General features: G+C 51.6%; 15 protein-coding genes. 4 read left to right on the top strand and 11 right to left on the bottom strand.

The genetic code is table 11. The annotated features are described in order from the left end of the window. Positions 1 to 21: 21 nt before the first annotated feature. The 3 genes from ACYVH9_RS25925 to ACYVH9_RS25915 all read right to left on the bottom strand — a co-directional run bounded on the left by ACYVH9_RS25925 (position 22) and on the right by ACYVH9_RS25915 (position 6,193). Positions 22 to 1,617, bottom strand: a complete 1,596-nt coding sequence (locus ACYVH9_RS25925) for a RagB/SusD family nutrient uptake outer membrane protein (RefSeq protein ID WP_460639338.1) — start codon at positions 1,615 to 1,617, stop codon at positions 22 to 24. Between the two features lie 30 nt (positions 1,618 to 1,647). Beyond that, positions 1,648 to 5,130, bottom strand: a complete 3,483-nt coding sequence (locus tag ACYVH9_RS25920; RefSeq protein WP_460639337.1) for a SusC/RagA family TonB-linked outer membrane protein — start codon at positions 5,128 to 5,130, stop codon at positions 1,648 to 1,650. 88 nt (positions 5,131 to 5,218) lie between these two features. Then, the gene (locus tag ACYVH9_RS25915; RefSeq protein ID WP_460639336.1) at positions 5,219 to 6,193 is read right to left on the bottom strand and encodes a FecR family protein; all 975 of its coding nucleotides are present in this window, start codon (positions 6,191 to 6,193) and stop codon (positions 5,219 to 5,221) included. 218 nt (positions 6,194 to 6,411) lie between these two features. Between ACYVH9_RS25915 and ACYVH9_RS25910 the strand changes: the two genes are divergently transcribed. Then, on the top strand, positions 6,412 to 6,996 hold the full coding sequence (locus ACYVH9_RS25910; RefSeq protein ID WP_460639335.1) for an RNA polymerase sigma-70 factor: 585 nt from the start codon (positions 6,412 to 6,414) through the stop codon (positions 6,994 to 6,996). 205 nt (positions 6,997 to 7,201) lie between these two features. Here ACYVH9_RS25910 and ACYVH9_RS25905 read toward each other — a convergent pair whose 3' ends face one another. Then, on the bottom strand, positions 7,202 to 8,773 hold the full coding sequence (locus tag ACYVH9_RS25905) for an alpha-L-rhamnosidase-related protein (protein ID WP_460639334.1): 1,572 nt from the start codon (positions 8,771 to 8,773) through the stop codon (positions 7,202 to 7,204). A 624-nt stretch (positions 8,774 to 9,397) separates the two neighbouring features. Here ACYVH9_RS25905 and ACYVH9_RS25900 point away from each other — a divergent pair. Further along, positions 9,398 to 10,762 (top strand): M14 family metallopeptidase, encoded by a 1,365-nt coding sequence (locus tag ACYVH9_RS25900; RefSeq protein ID WP_460639333.1) that lies wholly within the window; start codon positions 9,398 to 9,400, stop codon positions 10,760 to 10,762. A gap of 66 nt (positions 10,763 to 10,828) precedes the next feature. Here ACYVH9_RS25900 and ACYVH9_RS25895 read toward each other — a convergent pair whose 3' ends face one another. The 7 genes from ACYVH9_RS25895 to ACYVH9_RS25865 form a co-directional block, all read right to left on the bottom strand. Continuing rightward, positions 10,829 to 11,095 (bottom strand): hypothetical protein, encoded by a 267-nt coding sequence (locus ACYVH9_RS25895; RefSeq protein WP_460639357.1) that lies wholly within the window; start codon positions 11,093 to 11,095, stop codon positions 10,829 to 10,831. Beyond that, the gene (locus tag ACYVH9_RS25890; RefSeq protein ID WP_460639332.1) at positions 11,032 to 11,493 is read right to left on the bottom strand and encodes a PAS domain-containing protein; all 462 of its coding nucleotides are present in this window, start codon (positions 11,491 to 11,493) and stop codon (positions 11,032 to 11,034) included. Before ACYVH9_RS25890 ends, ACYVH9_RS25895 begins: the two co-directional genes overlap by 64 nt. 254 nt (positions 11,494 to 11,747) lie before the next feature. Beyond that, positions 11,748 to 12,059, bottom strand: a complete 312-nt coding sequence (locus tag ACYVH9_RS25885; RefSeq protein WP_460639331.1) for a GAF domain-containing protein — start codon at positions 12,057 to 12,059, stop codon at positions 11,748 to 11,750. A gap of 170 nt (positions 12,060 to 12,229) precedes the next feature. Then, positions 12,230 to 12,664 carry an arsenic resistance N-acetyltransferase ArsN2 gene (arsN2, locus tag ACYVH9_RS25880; protein ID WP_460639330.1) on the bottom strand — a complete coding sequence of 145 codons (435 nt, stop codon included), beginning with the start codon at positions 12,662 to 12,664 and terminating at the stop codon, positions 12,230 to 12,232. Between the two features lie 3 nt (positions 12,665 to 12,667). After that, positions 12,668 to 13,093: an arsenate reductase ArsC gene (locus ACYVH9_RS25875; RefSeq protein WP_460639329.1), complete on the bottom strand. Its 426-nt coding sequence runs from the start codon at positions 13,091 to 13,093 to the stop codon at positions 12,668 to 12,670. A gap of 4 nt (positions 13,094 to 13,097) precedes the next feature. Then, entirely contained in the window at positions 13,098 to 13,988 is an 891-nt protein-coding gene (locus ACYVH9_RS25870) for an arsenite methyltransferase (RefSeq protein ID WP_460639328.1), read from the bottom strand. Between the two features lie 62 nt (positions 13,989 to 14,050). Beyond that, on the bottom strand, positions 14,051 to 14,377 hold the full coding sequence (locus ACYVH9_RS25865) for an ArsR/SmtB family transcription factor (RefSeq protein ID WP_460639356.1): 327 nt from the start codon (positions 14,375 to 14,377) through the stop codon (positions 14,051 to 14,053). Between the two features lie 323 nt (positions 14,378 to 14,700). On the opposite strand from ACYVH9_RS25865, the gene ACYVH9_RS25860 reads away from it, so the two are divergent. Continuing rightward, positions 14,701 to 15,111 carry an antitoxin Xre/MbcA/ParS toxin-binding domain-containing protein gene (locus ACYVH9_RS25860; RefSeq protein WP_460639327.1) on the top strand — a complete coding sequence of 137 codons (411 nt, stop codon included), beginning with the start codon at positions 14,701 to 14,703 and terminating at the stop codon, positions 15,109 to 15,111. Between the two features lie 29 nt (positions 15,112 to 15,140). After that, positions 15,141 to 15,614 carry an RES family NAD+ phosphorylase gene (locus ACYVH9_RS25855; protein ID WP_460639326.1) on the top strand — a complete coding sequence of 158 codons (474 nt, stop codon included), beginning with the start codon at positions 15,141 to 15,143 and terminating at the stop codon, positions 15,612 to 15,614. Positions 15,615 to 16,573 lie beyond the last annotated feature (959 nt).

Genomic DNA, 16,573 nt, shown 5'->3' with positions numbered 1-16,573 from the left:
TGATTAAGTGAAACCGTATGATTACCAACCCGGATTCTGTTTCAGACCGGGATTCAGACCCAGCTCATTGACGGGGAGAGGCCAGAGATAATCCTTGGCGGGATTGAACCGGCGGAACGAAGCCGCCTGCGTAATCACAAACCCATTGGCGTCCAGTTGCACGGGTACCTCCGTACCAAATTCCGCTCTAAAGAAATAATTGCCCATAATGGCTTTCGGCAGTTCGACTTCGGCGGTTTTCCAGCGAATCAGATCCCAGTACCGCAGGTTTTCGAGCGCCAGTTCTACCCGACGTTCGCGCCGGATTTCTTCCCGCATATCCAGCCCGTTAACTTTCACAAACGCATTGTTCAGCTTAGCAATCTGACCCCGCTGCCGAAGGCGGTTGATGGTCAGGTCCAAGTCCGCGTCGGAAATTTCTCCTTTCAGTTCGAATTGCGCTTCGGCATACGTCAGAAGTACTTCGGCATAACGCAGGATCACCCAATCGATCAGGGCTCTACGGGTCTGGAAATCCGTCGCATTAAAATACTTCTTCGGCGCAAAAACGGTTTTGTGGTACTGAAGCTGCGGGGTGAACGTCGCGCCAAGGTTATAGGGATCGCCCTGCTGGAAAACCGTCGCCTTCAGCCGCTCATCCCGATTGGTAAAAACCTCCAGCGAGGTGGTCGGGGCTTTGTACAGGGGCGACTTCGTGATTGGCAAACCGTCTTTCATCAGGTAACTGTCAACGAGGCCCTTCGTCGGGTTGGCTCCGCCGGTATAGAGGTTTTCCGAATAATTATGGTAAAGAACTTGATTGCTGGCGCTGGTGCCATACTGTTTCACGAGAATATTCTCCCGGTTCTGCGGTCCCTCACCGGCGTACTGAAACAGGTCATAATAGCTTGTATACAAATCGTGCTGCTTGCTGTCGATGACCTCCCTGGCCGCCGATGCCGCCAGGTTCAGGTGCTTGGCCGGATCACCGTACTGGTGAAACTTAGACCGGGTTCCTTCAAAAAGGGCCACTCGGGCTTTCAGGGCTAGTGCCGTCGTGCTGGCAATGCGGCCATAACCGGCGGCTCCGAGCTGCGTGGGTGTTTGCAGGTTGGCGGCCGCAAAATCCAGGTCCTGATAAATCTGGTCGATTACCTGCTCACGGGTTGCCGCTGGTTGCGACAGTTCTGGCGCATTTTCGGTCAGGGTTTTCAGAATCAGCGGAACACCCCCGTATTTCTGAACCAGTTGAAAATACGCAAAGGCTCGGAAAAACCGCGCTTCGCCCAGATACCGGTTCAAAATGGTGGGGGTAACGGGCGCGCCGGGGGCTTTCTCCAGCAGGTTGTTGGCCGCCCGGATCAGGAAATAGGGTTGCGAGTAGTCGGTGGCAGTCGAAGGGGGCAGCCGCGTGCCATCACTGATCTGGTTCGACTGTATGCCGTAGGCATTGTCCGACCAGACTTCTTCCAGCGCAAAACCGGGCAGAAACGTATACAGGTAATTGGCAGCGCCTTTCAAATCGTTTTCCGACTTCCAGAAAGATGGGTCACTGATCTGGGTTTCCGGAATACGCTCGACCTCACAGGCCAGCAAACTGAACAAAAATAGAAGATATCCTAATTTTATGCGTTTCATAATGATGCAATGAGAGCGTGTTAAAACGGCTTAGAATGAAATGTTGAGGCCCAGTGCTGCCGTACCAAAGAAGGGATAATCAGCCGCTACGCCATCACGCTGTTCCGGGTCGAAGTAGCCCTTGAACAAGCCCAGTCCCGAAAACGTGAGGATGTCCTGGGCCGAAAAATAGATGCGGGCTCTGGACATTTTTACCTTGCTCAGCAGTGATTGAGGCAGCGAATAGCCCACCTGTAGATTTTTGAGCCGGACGTACTGGGCATTGAGCACCCACCGGTCGGAAGTCAGGAAGTTGTGGGTAGCGTTGGTAAACGGCCGGGGCCAGAAGGCATTCGGATTCTCGGGCGTCCAGAAATCGCGGTGAATAGCCAGGGGCTGGTAAAAGCTGGCAATAAAGGGGTCCAGCGCCTGACGGGTCGGCAGGAAATTACGCTTGCCTACACCCTGAAAGAAAACCGCAAAATCAAATCCTTTCCACTGCATGGTCAGGTTCATACCGAACAGGTAGCGGGGCTGGGTGGTGCCCAGGTAAACCAGATCGCCGTGGTTTTCGGCGCTTCCCGATCCGGCGCTGATGCGTTTATCCCCATCCCGATCGACGTAACGAATGTCGCCGGGTGCGGTCCGGCTGTCCTGAAAGGCCCAGTTTTTGACTTCATCGGCCGTCTGGAAATAACCCGCCGTCTGGTAACCCCAGATCGAATTGAGGGGGTAGCCCTCCAGTGTGCTGACGGTTCCGGGCGAAATGATGCGCCGACCGGCAAAGTTAATCAGTTCGTTCTGGTTGTCGGATACGTTGGCGGCTACGGCAAACGTAAAATCCTTGCCAATGCGGTCGCGGTATTTGAGTTCCGCTTCCCAGCCCCAAGACTTCAGCTCCCCGTTGTTGACCCGGGGTGTATTGACCCCGAAGGTAGACGGTAGCTGCATGGCTGTCAGCATGTTGCGGTTAAATTTGACATAGTAGTCAAGGCTGGCCTGTAGCTTATTCTGAAAAAAGCCCAGATCCATACCGATATCGCTGGTTTCGATGGTTTCCCACGACAGTTGCGAAGATGGAACCGATGTCTGGCCAAAGTAGTTGGTTTTTACTTCCGGTGATCCCAATACCAGGGCTGAATTCCGGCTCAACAGGGCCAGGTAGTCATACAGGCCGATGCCGGAAGCTGCACCCAGCCGCCCCCAGGAACCCCGCAGTTTTAACTCGGAAACGACCGGTACCTGGAACCAGGATTCGCGGTGCAGGTTCCACCCGGCCGACAGAGACGGGAAGGATTTCCGCCGTAGATGCGGGGCCAGCCGGGAGCTTTCATCAGCCCGGAACGTGGCCTCAAGCAGGTATTTGTCGTCAAAATTGTAGTTGAAACGACCGAAATACGACTGAAAGGCGTAAGTGAGTACATCCTGCGAATTGGTTTTCGAGTTTTCATCGCCCAGACCCAGCGCGGGCAGGTCGTTGCTCGACAGAGCCGTTACCCCGGTTGAAATTCGTTCCGTCCGGCTGTCTTCCCACTGGTAGCCCCCCAGCACGTGAAACCGGTGCTTTGTCCCGATTGAAAAGTCATAATCGACCAGGAATTGCAGGTTATTGTTTACGGTCAGGTCATTCGAAACCGTATAGCGGTTGGGGGTGTTGAGGAAGTCTCCGCCCACCGTGCGATACCAGCGTTCAACCGTCCGTTCGAAAAGTTGCCGGTCGCCCCGGCGGTATTGGGCTCCATACACGCCCCTGACTTCCAGTCCTTTGGCTAGATTGGTCACCCGGGCTGTAAAAACGCCGTCGAAGAAATTCCGTTTATAGTTGTTGTAACCCCCGCCGTCCATGATTGCGTAAGCCGTAGCACCGTGCCCGGCCGTATACCGGCCTTCGGGTGTCCGTAACGGATTGACACTCGAATAGCGGTAGATATTGTACAGCAGGGCACCGTTGCCGTTTAAGTTCAGGGGAGCGGCCTCCTGCCGTTGCAGGGTATAGGTAATGCGCGAATCCAGCGAGAGGTGGCGGGTCAACTGCGTTCCCAGGTTTACGCGGACATTGTACCGGTCGTTCTTATCCGGCCCTACCCGGAATACGCCTTGCTTATCATAGTACCCCGCGGAAATCATAAAATTCAGTTTGTCCGTACCGCCCCGCGCAGAAATGTTGTGCGTCTGCATGTACGTGTTTCTGCGGAGCATCTGATCCACAATGCTTTCCGTTCCGAAATACTGGTAGCGGGTCGAGTCGTTCGGATTGACGCGGTGCGTAATCTTGCCTTCCTTCAGGATTGAAATAGTTTCGTCGGAGTATCCGGCGGCTGCTCCGGAGTTGATCCGGGCCATGTTGTTGAAGGTCAGTTCTTCCCAGGTCGGGAGCCGTTCAGGTACGTTCAGCGCCCAGTCGATGCCGGCCATGGACGAAAATTCAAACACTGTTTTGCCCTGTTTCCCTTTTTTGGTGGTGACCAGAATAACCCCGCCCGCAGCCTGAGCACCGTAAATGGCCGCTGCCGCTGCGTCTTTGAGGACACTAATCGTTTCAATATCGGCTGGGTTCAGTGACATTAGCGTCGCCCCCGGAGTGGTTACCCCATCAACAACGAGCAGGGGTGCAACGTTTCCGTTGGCCGACGAGGCTCCCCGCACCTGAATACCAATCCCGCCTTCATCGCCGGGTTGTCCGGTTGTACGCGTGATCGACAGACCAGGCGATAAACCCTGAAGGGCCAGCGCCACGTTGGGGACGGGACGGTTTTCAATATCTTTCGAATCAACGGTCGAGACGGCGCCGGTCATGTTGGCCTTCTTCTGCGTCCCATACCCCACCACAACCACTTCGTCCAGGGCCTGATCGTCGGGGTCCATCGTCAGGTTAATAACCGATTGATTGCCCACCGTAACCTCTTTTTTTAAATAACCGACGAAGCTGAACACGAGCACGGTCTGATCGTTGGGAACCGCCAGCTGAAAGGCTCCGTTCTGATTGGTTGAGGTTCCCCGGGTGGTTCCTTTGATAACCACGCTGACACCCGGTAGTTCATTGCCGCGTTCATCTTTCACAACCCCACTGACGGGTTTGTCTTCAGGGGCGGTTTCACGGGTTGATGAAGGAGTTCGTTCCGATGCCGACGCCGGCAATACCGACTGAGACGGTACTACCAGGGCGTTTTTGAGCGGAGGTTTTGGATAAATCAGGTACGATCGATCCGAAGCTTTTTCAAAGGTCAGGTCCAGCGGCACAAGCAGTTCCGTCAGGAGCGCTTCGATGGGATGGTGTTTCTGATCGAGCGCCCGGCTGTCGACCATTTTCTGATTCAACTGGCGGTAATTATAGTTGAATTCAACCTGGTATCGTTTCGTGATTTCCTTCAGCAGATGCGGTAAGTGCACCCGCGTTGTTTTGCCCGGCTGCTGTTCCGTTGTTTCCGTGAGCCGCTCCAGCCGCGCCAGCTGCTGGGCCCTGGCCGGGGATTCGGGGAGCGTTCCCAGACATAAAGCAAGTAAACTACTACTGAGAAGTAGGTTTTTTTTCATTCGTACGTACTTTTAAGGTGAAACTTCGGTTTTTAGCCGCCTGCTGCTCCTAAACCTTGGCGGGAGCCGGAGCGCAGGCGGCTATGGTTTATTTGATTTGATACGTATTGCCGTGCTTGCTGACTTCAACCTGATAAAGCTTTTCCAGTTTCAGGAAAAACGAGCCGATGGAGTCGGTGGGCACCGAGCCCGCAAAAGTTTCCTGCCTTAACTCGGGCCGGTATTCCAACTCAATACCGTAGGTGTCCTCCATCCAGTCGAATAGCTCGCCAAGGGGTTTGTTTTCCACGTACATGCTGCCACTGTTCCAGGCCGTCGACAGATCGGCCTGAACCGCACTTTTTTCCAGGGCCGGTACGGTCGATGAAACCGCTTTGCGGCTGGTGATCATCTCACCGGGCTTCAGCAGGACATCAGACTGGCGATGCGTCTGGTCGATCACCCGTACTGAACCTGACCGAAGCGTGACACTGACCTGATCCCGGCGGTCGCTCACATTGAAAACCGTACCCAGGACCTCGATATTAAGCTGTTTGGTGGTATGGACGATAAACTTCTGGTGGGTGGCCGTGTGCTGAACCGAGAACAGGGCTTCGCCCGTGAGCCAGGCCTGTCGATGGCCGTCGGGGTCCGTCGCAAACCGCAGCGACGAATTGCCGTTCAGCCACACCACCGATCCTTCTGGCAGTTGAATCCGCTTTTTCTCGCCGTATTGGGTTTGGTAGGAAAACGATTTCGGATCCGTGGGGTCACTTAGCAGCCACCAGGCGGCCAGGGTCAATACTAGCCCGGCTACACTGGCCGCGGCTGCCAGCCACCAGCGGGACCGACCGATGGGTTTTACGGGACGAAAGGCACCGGGCTCCTGCTGCTGAATGCGCCGGACTGCGCCCTCGTACAATCGTTCTTCCAACTGGATGCGCTCGGCCGGGGGCATATCCTCCAGGGCAGCCTGGTCGGTGAGGGCTTTCTGCCACCATTGTTCGAGCTGCTGTATTTCTTCAAAACTGGCGGTTCCGTTTCGGTAACGTTGAATTAGTTGCTGTAAATCAGATCGAGTCATTGGCAAAAGAGTAGTCATAGTGTATGACGGTTTTGCCCGGGACCTCCCTAAACCTAAATGAAAAAAAATCTTGAATTGCTACAAAAAAGTCGGGACGTGGGAAAAAAGGGTATATTATCTATTAGTTAAATCAGACGACAGTAGGATTGGCGGGTAAAGTAGTTTATTAGTTGAGCCTTACCTTTGGCGGGCTACTCATACTGAACTTATTTCTGTTTATGGCTGATCACTATTCGTCAAATTCTGAAGCAGGATGGCTTGCCCGGCTCCGGGAGGGCGATGAGTCGGCCTTTACCGCCATCTATCGGCAGTACTGGTCGTCGATGTATGCCGTAACCTATAATCACGTCAGGGACCGGGCTACGGCGGAAGAGCTGGTACAGGATTTATTCGCGAATCTGTGGATCAAGCGGGCTGACCTCTCAATTCATACGTCGTTGCGGGGCTATCTGTTTACCGCTATCCGGAACCAGATTTACGATTACTTCGACAAACAGACGGTTCGCCAGCGGGTTCATTCTCAATTATATCATACAAAGCAGGAAGCGGTTTACAACACGGAAGAACTGGTAAGCTTCAATGAATTGTCAAACAATTTAAGTATGGCAGTTGAGCGATTGCCTGCTACCGCCCGAAACGTTTTCTTTTTAAGCCGCTATCAATTTTTGTCTACTCGAGAAATTGCCCAGCGGCTGAACCTGTCTCCCAAAACCGTTGAGTATCATTTATCCCAGGCTTTGCGCTTGTTACGTGGACAACTTAAAGACTACATTCTCTTACTGGTATTTACGGTGTGCAATTAACAGGGGTTTTGCCATATGTCCGTCCAAAATTCTTGGCTATTTGACTCAATCAGAAATCAACACCTAACCGGAGCCTTTTAGGGTCAATAAGCCGATTCAAAAATGCATTAAGTGATTAACCATTAAAAGACTTAAAATCAATACAGCTTGGCTGTACATTGTCAGCCGTAAGTGGACCGATACGGCCGGGTTGACGGAGTACACACTAGTGGTCAAAGCGTAAACTGAACGTCGATGGCCGGCCTGCTTTTGAAGGGGGTAATACGAACGTTATCCACTTGTCTTTGCTACGCTGAGCGACCGGCGCTCCATTGATGAGCAGACGGATATTTTTAACCGGGTACGGGAATTTAATAGACAGGGTTTGTGAAGTGTCGCCGGTATACTGGCCGGCCGTTTGTCCATTTTTCATCATATAATCGATCGCACCGTTGCGTACTGATAAACGTTGTCCAAAACCAGCACGCCAAAAGGCCTCAGGGGCTAGCGGTGAAAGTTGGAGCGACCCGTCAAGACCATGTTCGACACCAAATAAAAACCGCTGAACAATCCTGATCAGATTCGCCGGATACTCATTATACTTTTTAGCCCCGTAACCACCTTTGGCATTGTACCGCTCACGCCAGTAGTAGCTACTGTTGCGACCCTCCTGGCTCACCGCCCGAATACTGCTGATCAGCCCTTCTGCGTCACCCATGTTTGCCCTCGCCCATGCTTCCAGATACCACACCCGGCCCATTGCGGCAAGATCCTGGTTATCAGCATAGGTAGTTTCCCAACTTTCGTACGTTTCAGGTTTCGTTGCAATTCCAGTTGGCATGCCGTTGTAGTAGAATCCTTTAGCACTTTTCAGTTGTGGCCACACAACCTTTTTTTGTTTTTCTGATGCAACCCCGGTAGCCAGGGCTGTCCAGTCGACATCGGTGAGGCCATGCCCCTTGACAACTCCTTTTTCGGGATGAATGTATTCGGCATACTGGGTTCCCTGCCAAAATTTTTTTTGAAAGAACGACGCTACACGATCAGCAAGCACACTGTATTTTTGGGTAGCCACAGGGTTGCCAACCATGTTGTTTAGAGCCGCCAATCGCCGGAAGGCGTCCACCACATGCCCTTGGGCAACCCCGTCGAATTCTACCCGCGTAGGACGCTCGATGTAATACCCGGCGCCACCCACCGCGCCTTCATCAGAAATTAGGGAAGCCAGGTAATCGGCCGTTCGGTTTATGGAAGGCAAGTGTTCGTTAAGCCATTGCTTATCAGCGGTGAATCGAAAGATAACATCTGCATTCTGAATGTAGGTAGTTCCCGCCAATGCTCTCAACGGATCCTTCGGTACCCAGTGTTTGTACAAACCGCCATTGGTATCAACTTCAGCCTGGTAATTTTGGGGCCCGATCTTTTGCCCGGCGTTAGCTGGAAGGATGGCCAGGGGTAGTCTACCATCCGGCTTTTGAAAAGACTTCACATAGTCCCAATTTGCTTTTACCGTATTGATCTGTCCTAGCCACAGCAGCGCGTCACTCATCTGATGCCCGTCAAGAGAAGGATAGCTATTGCCATAACCAAAGCCTATTCCGTCGGCACAAACCGAAAAATAGCCCTTGAAAACAGCGGGATTAACCGCTGCCAGAATATTCTGATGAGCGGCCTTATAGTAGGCTTCGGCGATGAGCGGGTCAGGCAGATAAAGGGTATCTTTCGATTGTGCCCTCATCCTTGATGAAACGGAAAAAACAAACAGAATGATTAGTAGGCCCCATTTTGTGTATCTCACTGTGCACATCTGCGTTATGTTTTAATCCGGCAACAAATCTCTCAAGTATTGCTAAAATTTGGACATCCTTTTGAAAGAAGAAAAAAACGCCCAAAGAAGAGTGTCGTGTGGACGGAAAATGAACGATTAAAGTCGATAGTTTTAGAAATTGTCTTATAAATAGGATAAAAATTAAATCGTACTTGAAAGGAATTGAATTAGGAAGGAGATCAGTAAATGGTATACGATTAAAATATTTAATCGTATTGTCCAGGGCTCTCCGCCGAATAAAGTTTATTTATATCCATACCTACGCCGGGCAGTGGGGTCGATCTGGGGATTCGCATGAGGGGTGAGATTCAGATTCGACACGGGCAGCCCCGCTAAATCTACCGCCCATGCCTGCTATTAGCAAAGTCACAAAAAACAGTTAGCCTAATTTAAAACACACTCTTATTTTGATTAAAAATTTTGTTTCAATATTTTGGGGTACGTAACCGAAATCAAAAAATAACAAAAACATACATAATATACGGCGTTTGGTCTAAACAGAGAAAGAAAATTCCCTGTAGGCTCTTTTCGAACTAGTGCATCATGAGTAGCAATCCGGACGTTTTTCAATTCCTCTACTAGGTTAAACGGGTTATGGCAAAATCAATCAAGCAATTGTTCAATCGACGGAGCTTTCTTGGGCTGGCCGGTCTATCAACCTCCTCGTTTGTGATGCCAACTTTTCTGAAAGGCAACCAAGGTGATAGTTCCGTCCCCGTCGCGCAGGAACCTACGCCGGAATACCAGACGTTGCGGGATGGCGAGGCTTTTTTCGATACGAATAAAATTGTGATCTCCGCGTACAAGTCCATGCGGTATTATAGAAAGAAAGAGCTTAGCTATCATTATGATCAGATCCGCATCTACCGCATGGAATGTCCTGATTTTAAATTTGGGATTGATTACAGTGAATATTTCCGAACCCTTGACCACAAAAAAGCAACCTTGATTTTTCAGGGAAAAATGGAGCCTTCGCTGGATAACAAGTTTCGTTATGAAGACAAGGACATCAAATTGGGCACGGTTTACTGCTATTGGATTGGTTCTGCGCTGGGAGTACCGGAAGGCCCCTTGCCGGTGAAGGCTCGGGACCCGGAAATCTGGTGGCCGTACGAAACGGTTCATAAACGGGTCAGCGAGCTCCAAAAGAAGTATCCTGCGCTTGTTCAGGTCAATCAAATTGGGGTAACGACCAATAAAAGATCCTTGGTTAGTCTGAAAGTGGGTCAGGGCAAGCGCTGCATTGCCCTAGTTGGGGCCGTCCATGCGGGCGAAGCCGGTCCCGAAATCATTCTCTATGTGTTGGAAAACCTCCTGGAAAACCACCCTGACTTGCTGAAAAAAGTGTCGGTGGTCGCGATTCCGTCGGCGAATCCGGATATGCGGGAGCGGCAGGTGCAAGGGATTCCCTGGTACCTTCGCCGGAATGCGAATCTGGTGGATATCAACCGGAATTTTCCGGCGAATTGGGGCGACGTAGAGACAACCTACGGGTATTCAACCGATGATCCCCAATCGAATACATACCGTGGGGCCTTTGCGGAGAGCGAAAACGAAACCGTCGCCATCATGCAGTTTATGAAAAGTCACCAACCGGAAGTGATCTTTTCGTACCACTGTTTGGCCAGCATTGCGGGACAAACCTTAGCGGCTTCCAAGGATGGTCTGCAAAGCAAATCCTTTGTCGATCGGAGCAATGCCTATGCCAACACGCTCTGGCAGGGCATGGCTAACCGGGATGCGGCCCAGGAGAAGGTACTTTACCTGTGTACGGCGGGCAGTATGCCGACCTGGAGTTACAAAGAATTAAATACGCCCGCTTTTGATATTGAAGCGCCGTTTGAAGCTGCTGATTTAGCGCAGTGTAAAACCGATCAGACCAACCGGGCGCTCTTAAAAAAGTACCAGGAAATGCATTTGCGCGGCATTACGGCCGTTCTCAAAAGCATACCTTTTTGAATCTATCTTTAAAGTCAGTTCAAAAAGTTGAGTCAACAAGCCAGTATTATCTTTGAATAGGAATACTCAACTTCCATCTTTGGTAACGGTTTGCAGAAACCAACCATTAAACTGTTCGTACTTATAAAAATGTTCCTGAGTAAGTGGAACACCGGACTCGGTTACCTGCTTAAACTGTTCGAATAATCCGGTTTCGATGACCGCTGGATTTTCCGTCAACAGGCGCTTGCCCCTCATCTCCCCCCAGCGATCGTTCCACTGCTTATTGGTCATGAGCCACTCGAAATCAATGATTTCGCCGTGCTGGTTTCGCACGGCTTTGAAGTGCTGCATGATCTGGAGCGAATTATCAAACATCGCCTGGAACAAGCGCTGAGCCTGGGCGACCTCCTGTTCCGATTTTTTCGCTCGTAGATGTTGTTAAAAAGAATAGCGACTTTGTCTTCTTCCGGCTCGTCGATGCGAAAGGCATACACATCATACCAGGCGGGCGGATTCAAGGCTTCAGCTCGATGCTCAAAGCGTTGGGGTTTACCCGTTCGGGCAATTTCGCCGTAGGTATCGAACCAAAAGTGTTCGTGCAGGGGTGCGAGTTCGCGCATCGTTTTGCCGATGGCGTTCTCCAGACCGGTCTGCTTGACGAAGGCCGGATTGGCTTCCAGAAAGCGATAGTCCGTTGCCCTGCCGTCTTCATCGAATAAAACCTGGATGATGCAGAAGCCATCGTCCATCGAATTGAACAGGGTACGGTATTTTTTCTTCCGATTTTTTTAGTGTTTCTTCAGTGCGGGCCCGTTCTACCGCTGCCCAAGTGCGTTCTACCGCATTTTCAAATAGGGCCACTTCACTCGCCGTCCAAGATCGGAGCTGAGTCGATACCGCACCAGCGGCCCAGATCATGGTCTCGCTGCCTTTGCGGAGTGACGCAGCCATGAAGCCCACCGCGCCGCGCCTAACCCGGCGAACGACAGCCGGTCCAGCTCCGTTAAGCGGCATCAGTGCCAACATCGGTATAAACAATGGTACGTTCGAAAATTTCCTGAATGGCAGCCGGAAAGTCCGAACTGCGATAGGAGCCCTGTAGGGGAGGCATGTCCGGTCGCCGGGTCTCATGGGTGACTACCACCAAATCGTCGTCCGGGTTTAAGGTGACCAGATAGACCCGGTCTGCCCCCAGCTGCTGAGCGATGAGTTGCGTCGCTCGATTACCGACAGCCTCGACGCCTACCTCCGCGCGTAAGCTATCGCTCAGCTTCAGAAGGAACAGCTGATCGTCGTCTCCAAATGCTTTAGCCATCGTGCCGGTTAAGAGTGATTTATAGCTAAACTATAAACGAAAAGAAGAGTTATTGACTTCCGGGTAGAAACTATCTCTTTAAATGCCCGAATTATAGATACGCAAATCACTCCTTGTCTCCAGTAGGAGCGTTTTCGTGGGAATTTTAAGGTGCTTAGGGTACTGCGACCTTATAGCGGTCGCATCATGACCACAGCCGATGATGGGCACAGCTCGCTGAACTGCTGGGTGTGCTGAATCGTTAGTGGCACATTCGGTCGAGCTACCGGCTGGAAACCGTGCCGCTCGAAATAGTGCTCGGCCGTTGTGGTAATCAGATACATTTCTTCAAGCCCGCCCGCCCTCGCTTCGTTCAGCAATCGGCCGACTAGGTGTGCGCCGATCTGCTTTCCCTGATGGCGGGGATCGACGGCCACCGAGCGCAGCAAGGCCACCGGGCCGAAGCGATCTAAACCGGCCACCCCAGTCAATGCACCTTGCTCCCTGGCCACCAAAAAGCCGCCCAGGTCAGCCGGTAAGTCGTCGGTCAATAAATCCGCTTGTTGAAGCAGGCTGATAACAAGTTGGCGGTCATCTGGCCGGGCATGTTCAATCTGTAGAGCCATGGTTTAGGTCGTGCTGGAATAGGGTAGATGCTCCTGAATAAAGTTATGGCTAAATTGTTTAATTTGTTCGCGTACCTGGCGAAATGAGGTCAGCGCATCAATTTGCGGATCATGACCAGGGTCGGCAAAGCTTTGATGGAACCGCTGCGCGCTCGATGGGAATATCGGGCATTGCTCGCGGGCATTATCGCAAACGGTGATGACGAAATCGAAGGGTATGCCGGTGTATTCGTCCACATGATTCGAGGTGTGATGCGAAATGTCGATGCCGTCTTCGGCCATTACCTGCACCGCCAGCGGGTTGACCCCTTTCGGATCAACTCCGGCACTGTAGACCTGCGCGCGACTACCGGCAAAGAAGCGCAGATAGCCTTCGGCCAACTGGCTGCGGGCAGAATTGCCTGTGCATAAGACGAGAATGCGTTTCATGGCATTAGTTGCAGCAAGATGGACCGCAGCAAAAAGCAGCTATTTCGGCCGCGTCCGTTGGCTTCTGTGCGTAAACCGTCATGCTGTAAATGCCCCGGGCTGGATGGCCTTTAGCTTGGCGGCGATAATCAGCGATTTCGTCGGCCGTCAGGTAGTTTTGCAACAGCTCATCCGGTAAAGTGATTTCTCGATCTTTCTGAACGACGATGTTTGTAAATCCGGCCTGTTGCACGATCTGCAAATAGGTGTCTTTCTGGATCGCCCCTGACACGCAACCGGCGTACAGCTCGGCATCTTTCATGACGCCTTCCGGTAGCTCGCCTTTCAGCACGATATCGGAAATGCTGAAATGCCCGCCCGGTTTCAAAATTCGGAAGGTTTCGGTAAATGCCTGCCGTTTATTAGGTACTAGGTTCATCACACAGTTACTCACTACCACATTGGCGAGGTTGTCAGGTAAAGGCATATCTTCAATATCGCCGTAAACGAACTCAACATTCGTGAAACCCAAGGCTTTCGCGTTTTTACGGGCGCGGTCGATCATCGCCGGGGTCATATCCAGGCCGATCACCCGGCCCGCTTCGCCGGTTTCCGCGCGAGCGACAAAGCAGTCATTGCCCGCCCCGGAACCCAAATCGACCACGACATCCCCGGCTTTGATCTGGGCAAATTGCGTCGGCAGGCCGCAGCCTAAGCCCAAATCCGCTTCGGCCACGTAGCCGTTCAACCCGTCATAGGCCAAGGCCATGTTGATGGGCACCTCGTTCGAGGGGCCGCAGCAGGAAGTCGGGCCGCAGCCACAACCGGCGGCATTCGGTTGTTCAGCCGGGCCGCGCTCGGCAATAGCGTTGTATTGTTGGCGCACGATCTCTTTGAGTTGTTTGGCAGTTTCCATTTTATCTCCTATTGGTTTATTGTAATATTGCGATTGATTTGGGTAAAAAAAGAGCAAGCCACTTAGCAGCAGTTGGCCGAAACGTATGAATCCAACAACGGGCCGAAAACCTGTCGGGCTTCTTCCCACACGTCGGGATTGATGCAATAACAGACTCGGGGCGGATCGATATTGCCATGCACAATGCCGATGCGCTTTAGCTCCTTCAGATGCTGGGAAACGGTCGGCTGCGCTAAAGGCAGTTCATCGACTATATCGCCACACACGCATTCTTTTTTGGCCAATAACACTTGCAAGATGGCCACTCGCGCCGGATGAGCGAATGCTTTCGCCAGATCAGCGATGCGGTTTTGCTCCTGGGTAAATATTTCGGTTTTGGTAACTCCCATGCCGCAAAGATAGCACAAACTTAATTCATCGTAATATTGCGATAGGATTTTATTTCCTGAAATGCTCATTTTAAGGAATAGATACATGAACGCTTTTTCGTCTTATGCGAGAGCATATTTATGAACATTGCTTCGTCTCAACCAGAAGCGTTTGAAGAGACGATTATTGTTTACTAACTGTCAAATGGCCTGCTACCGCGGTCCATTTAGTAGTGTACGGTCTAACCATTGCTGAATTGCTCGGTCAAGATCCCTACACCATCAAAGGGGAACTTGCAATTGTCAGCTGATTGTTGTATAATTGTCAACTGATCATTGTAACCATGAAAACCAATCAGCACTCAGCCCCTCAGCTAACAGCACTGCGGGCTAAACGACCTGTTCAAATTAAACCCAACGGACTCGATGCACGGCTTAACCAGTTAGCTCAACAACTCGGCGTTACCCTCAAAGAATTAGCGCCCCTGTTGCAGCTCTCGGAAAGTACCCTACACCGATTACGGCGCCAAACTGCCTTGAGCGGACCCACGGCCGAACGCGTCGAGTTACTCCAGCAAGTTATCCAGCATGGCTTGCGGGTGTACGCTGGCGATGAGCAGGCCTTGCAGGACTGGCTGCGCTATCCGCTAGGCGAGTTGGATGGTCGTACACCGCTGCAAACGCTAACGACCATTGCCGGTTTCACCCAAGTCAATGATGTGTTAGGCCGCATTGAGCACGGCATCTTCTACTGACACGCTGCTGGAATTACCCACCTGACTACATGCTGGTTTATCGTTTACTCCAGGCCGCTTATCGTCATGAGTCACTGTCTGGACAAGGAGCGGCCTTGTATGGCGGCCGTTGGAACCCCAAGGGGCTATCGCTGCTGTATACCACTGAATCCCCAGCCTTAAGCTTGCTGGAAGTGCTGGTGCATCTTAATCCTAAACACATACCTCCGTACTACTTAGTCACCATTGAGGTGCCGGACTCAATACGTTCTTTGCAAGAGCAGGACCTGCCCACTGATTGGCGAGCCACGGGTAGTGGCCCGCTGTCCTCTCAAAGCATTCTAGTGGATTGGCTGCAAAGGCCGGACCGCTTAGTCGTCCAGGTGCCCAGTTCAGTGGTACCCATCATGGCTAACTACTTGATCAACCCCCGCCATGAACTGTTTTCGAGTTGTCAAGTCGTCAAGTCAGAAGTCTTCGAGATTGATGCACGGCTGTATGATCCTTCGCGACGCGGACACTAGTTAAGTGAAGGCTAGCCAGTTAAATAGGCATTATTACGAACGTTTCTCTGTCTCAAGACGGAGCGTTTTTGTGAGAATATACAGGCTAACCTAACGTTAGTCTAAAGGTTTCTTACCCATTAAATGGGTAAGCAGGTAGTCAGAGCCTCCATATCCACAGGCTTTACCAAATGTTTCGTTCATAAGAAGATGACTTACACCTAGCAGGAGCCGAATAAGCGGATCGAAATGGTATAAATTACCTTTAGACAATCAGCCACAATGGTCCCTATGACGGAGCGGAACCGCGTCTTTCCTTCATGCCGTGGCCAGCGGGCTTTTTTAGCGATCAATCCACCTTATTAAAAAGCGCTCAAGGCACGATTCTTTGGAATAAGTTGGTTAGCTGGCACTTTCCCCAAATTTAATCTTGTCGATTGTTCAGCGCTTACTCAATTAACCTTCCGAACCACAAGATAGCGAGTTTACCGGCCTCCTCTTTCTCAACAGGTCCAAAACCTCATTTTCTATTCATAAGTTTAACTGCCTTGAAGACAAAAGAGTCTATTAGGTGCAAATCGACGGCTTGACCGATGCGATGGAATCGACCGCTAAACAAACCCCTCAACGACTTGCTGGCCGAGTCTAAACGATGCTGATAGCCTCCGCGATCAGAAGAACCGCGCACAGCCTGCAGGAGAACGACCATTCCGCTGTTTGGCGATAGACAACTGGGCTTGTTTGGACCAACGCGAAAGGTCTGCTAAGCAAGCATACGATGAAATGATGTTGCGCAGCTTGAAGGGAAAACGAATCATCCCGTGTTGACTGGCTTGCCCAAAACACACGATAGGCCCTTCTGAAAACCTAAACGCTTTGCTCTACGAGCGTGGGCGTGGGTGCTTGCGACGGAAATACGTCTTGGTGAATGGTGCGCCTTTGTAGCCTACGCTTCAGGTAGGTGTCTATACACGCCCTTG

The organism is Larkinella harenae (assembly GCF_054780515.1).
Note: the sequence above shows the minus strand (reverse complement) of the source record. Positions and strands in the feature narration are given on the sequence as shown.

Coding starts and splice junctions, on each gene's coding strand:
- ACYVH9_RS25925 (WP_460639338.1), bottom strand. CDS start 1,617: ATGAAACGCATAAAATTAGGATATCTTCTATTTTTGTTCAGTTTGCTG.
- ACYVH9_RS25920 (WP_460639337.1), bottom strand. CDS start 5,130: ATGAAAAAAAACCTACTTCTCAGTAGTAGTTTACTTGCTTTATGTCTG.
- ACYVH9_RS25915 (WP_460639336.1), bottom strand. CDS start 6,193: ATGACTCGATCTGATTTACAGCAACTAATTCAACGTTACCGAAACGGA.
- ACYVH9_RS25910 (WP_460639335.1), top strand. CDS start 6,412: ATGGCTGATCACTATTCGTCAAATTCTGAAGCAGGATGGCTTGCCCGG.
- ACYVH9_RS25900 (WP_460639333.1), top strand. CDS start 9,398: ATGGCAAAATCAATCAAGCAATTGTTCAATCGACGGAGCTTTCTTGGG.
- ACYVH9_RS25895 (WP_460639357.1), bottom strand. CDS start 11,095: ATGCAGCACTTCAAAGCCGTGCGAAACCAGCACGGCGAAATCATTGAT.
- ACYVH9_RS25890 (WP_460639332.1), bottom strand. CDS start 11,493: ATGGACGATGGCTTCTGCATCATCCAGGTTTTATTCGATGAAGACGGC.
- ACYVH9_RS25885 (WP_460639331.1), bottom strand. CDS start 12,059: ATGGCTAAAGCATTTGGAGACGACGATCAGCTGTTCCTTCTGAAGCTG.
- arsN2 (WP_460639330.1), bottom strand. CDS start 12,664: ATGGCTCTACAGATTGAACATGCCCGGCCAGATGACCGCCAACTTGTT.
- ACYVH9_RS25875 (WP_460639329.1), bottom strand. CDS start 13,093: ATGAAACGCATTCTCGTCTTATGCACAGGCAATTCTGCCCGCAGCCAG.
- ACYVH9_RS25870 (WP_460639328.1), bottom strand. CDS start 13,988: ATGGAAACTGCCAAACAACTCAAAGAGATCGTGCGCCAACAATACAAC.
- ACYVH9_RS25865 (WP_460639356.1), bottom strand. CDS start 14,377: ATGGGAGTTACCAAAACCGAAATATTTACCCAGGAGCAAAACCGCATC.
- ACYVH9_RS25860 (WP_460639327.1), top strand. CDS start 14,701: ATGAAAACCAATCAGCACTCAGCCCCTCAGCTAACAGCACTGCGGGCT.
- ACYVH9_RS25855 (WP_460639326.1), top strand. CDS start 15,141: ATGCTGGTTTATCGTTTACTCCAGGCCGCTTATCGTCATGAGTCACTG.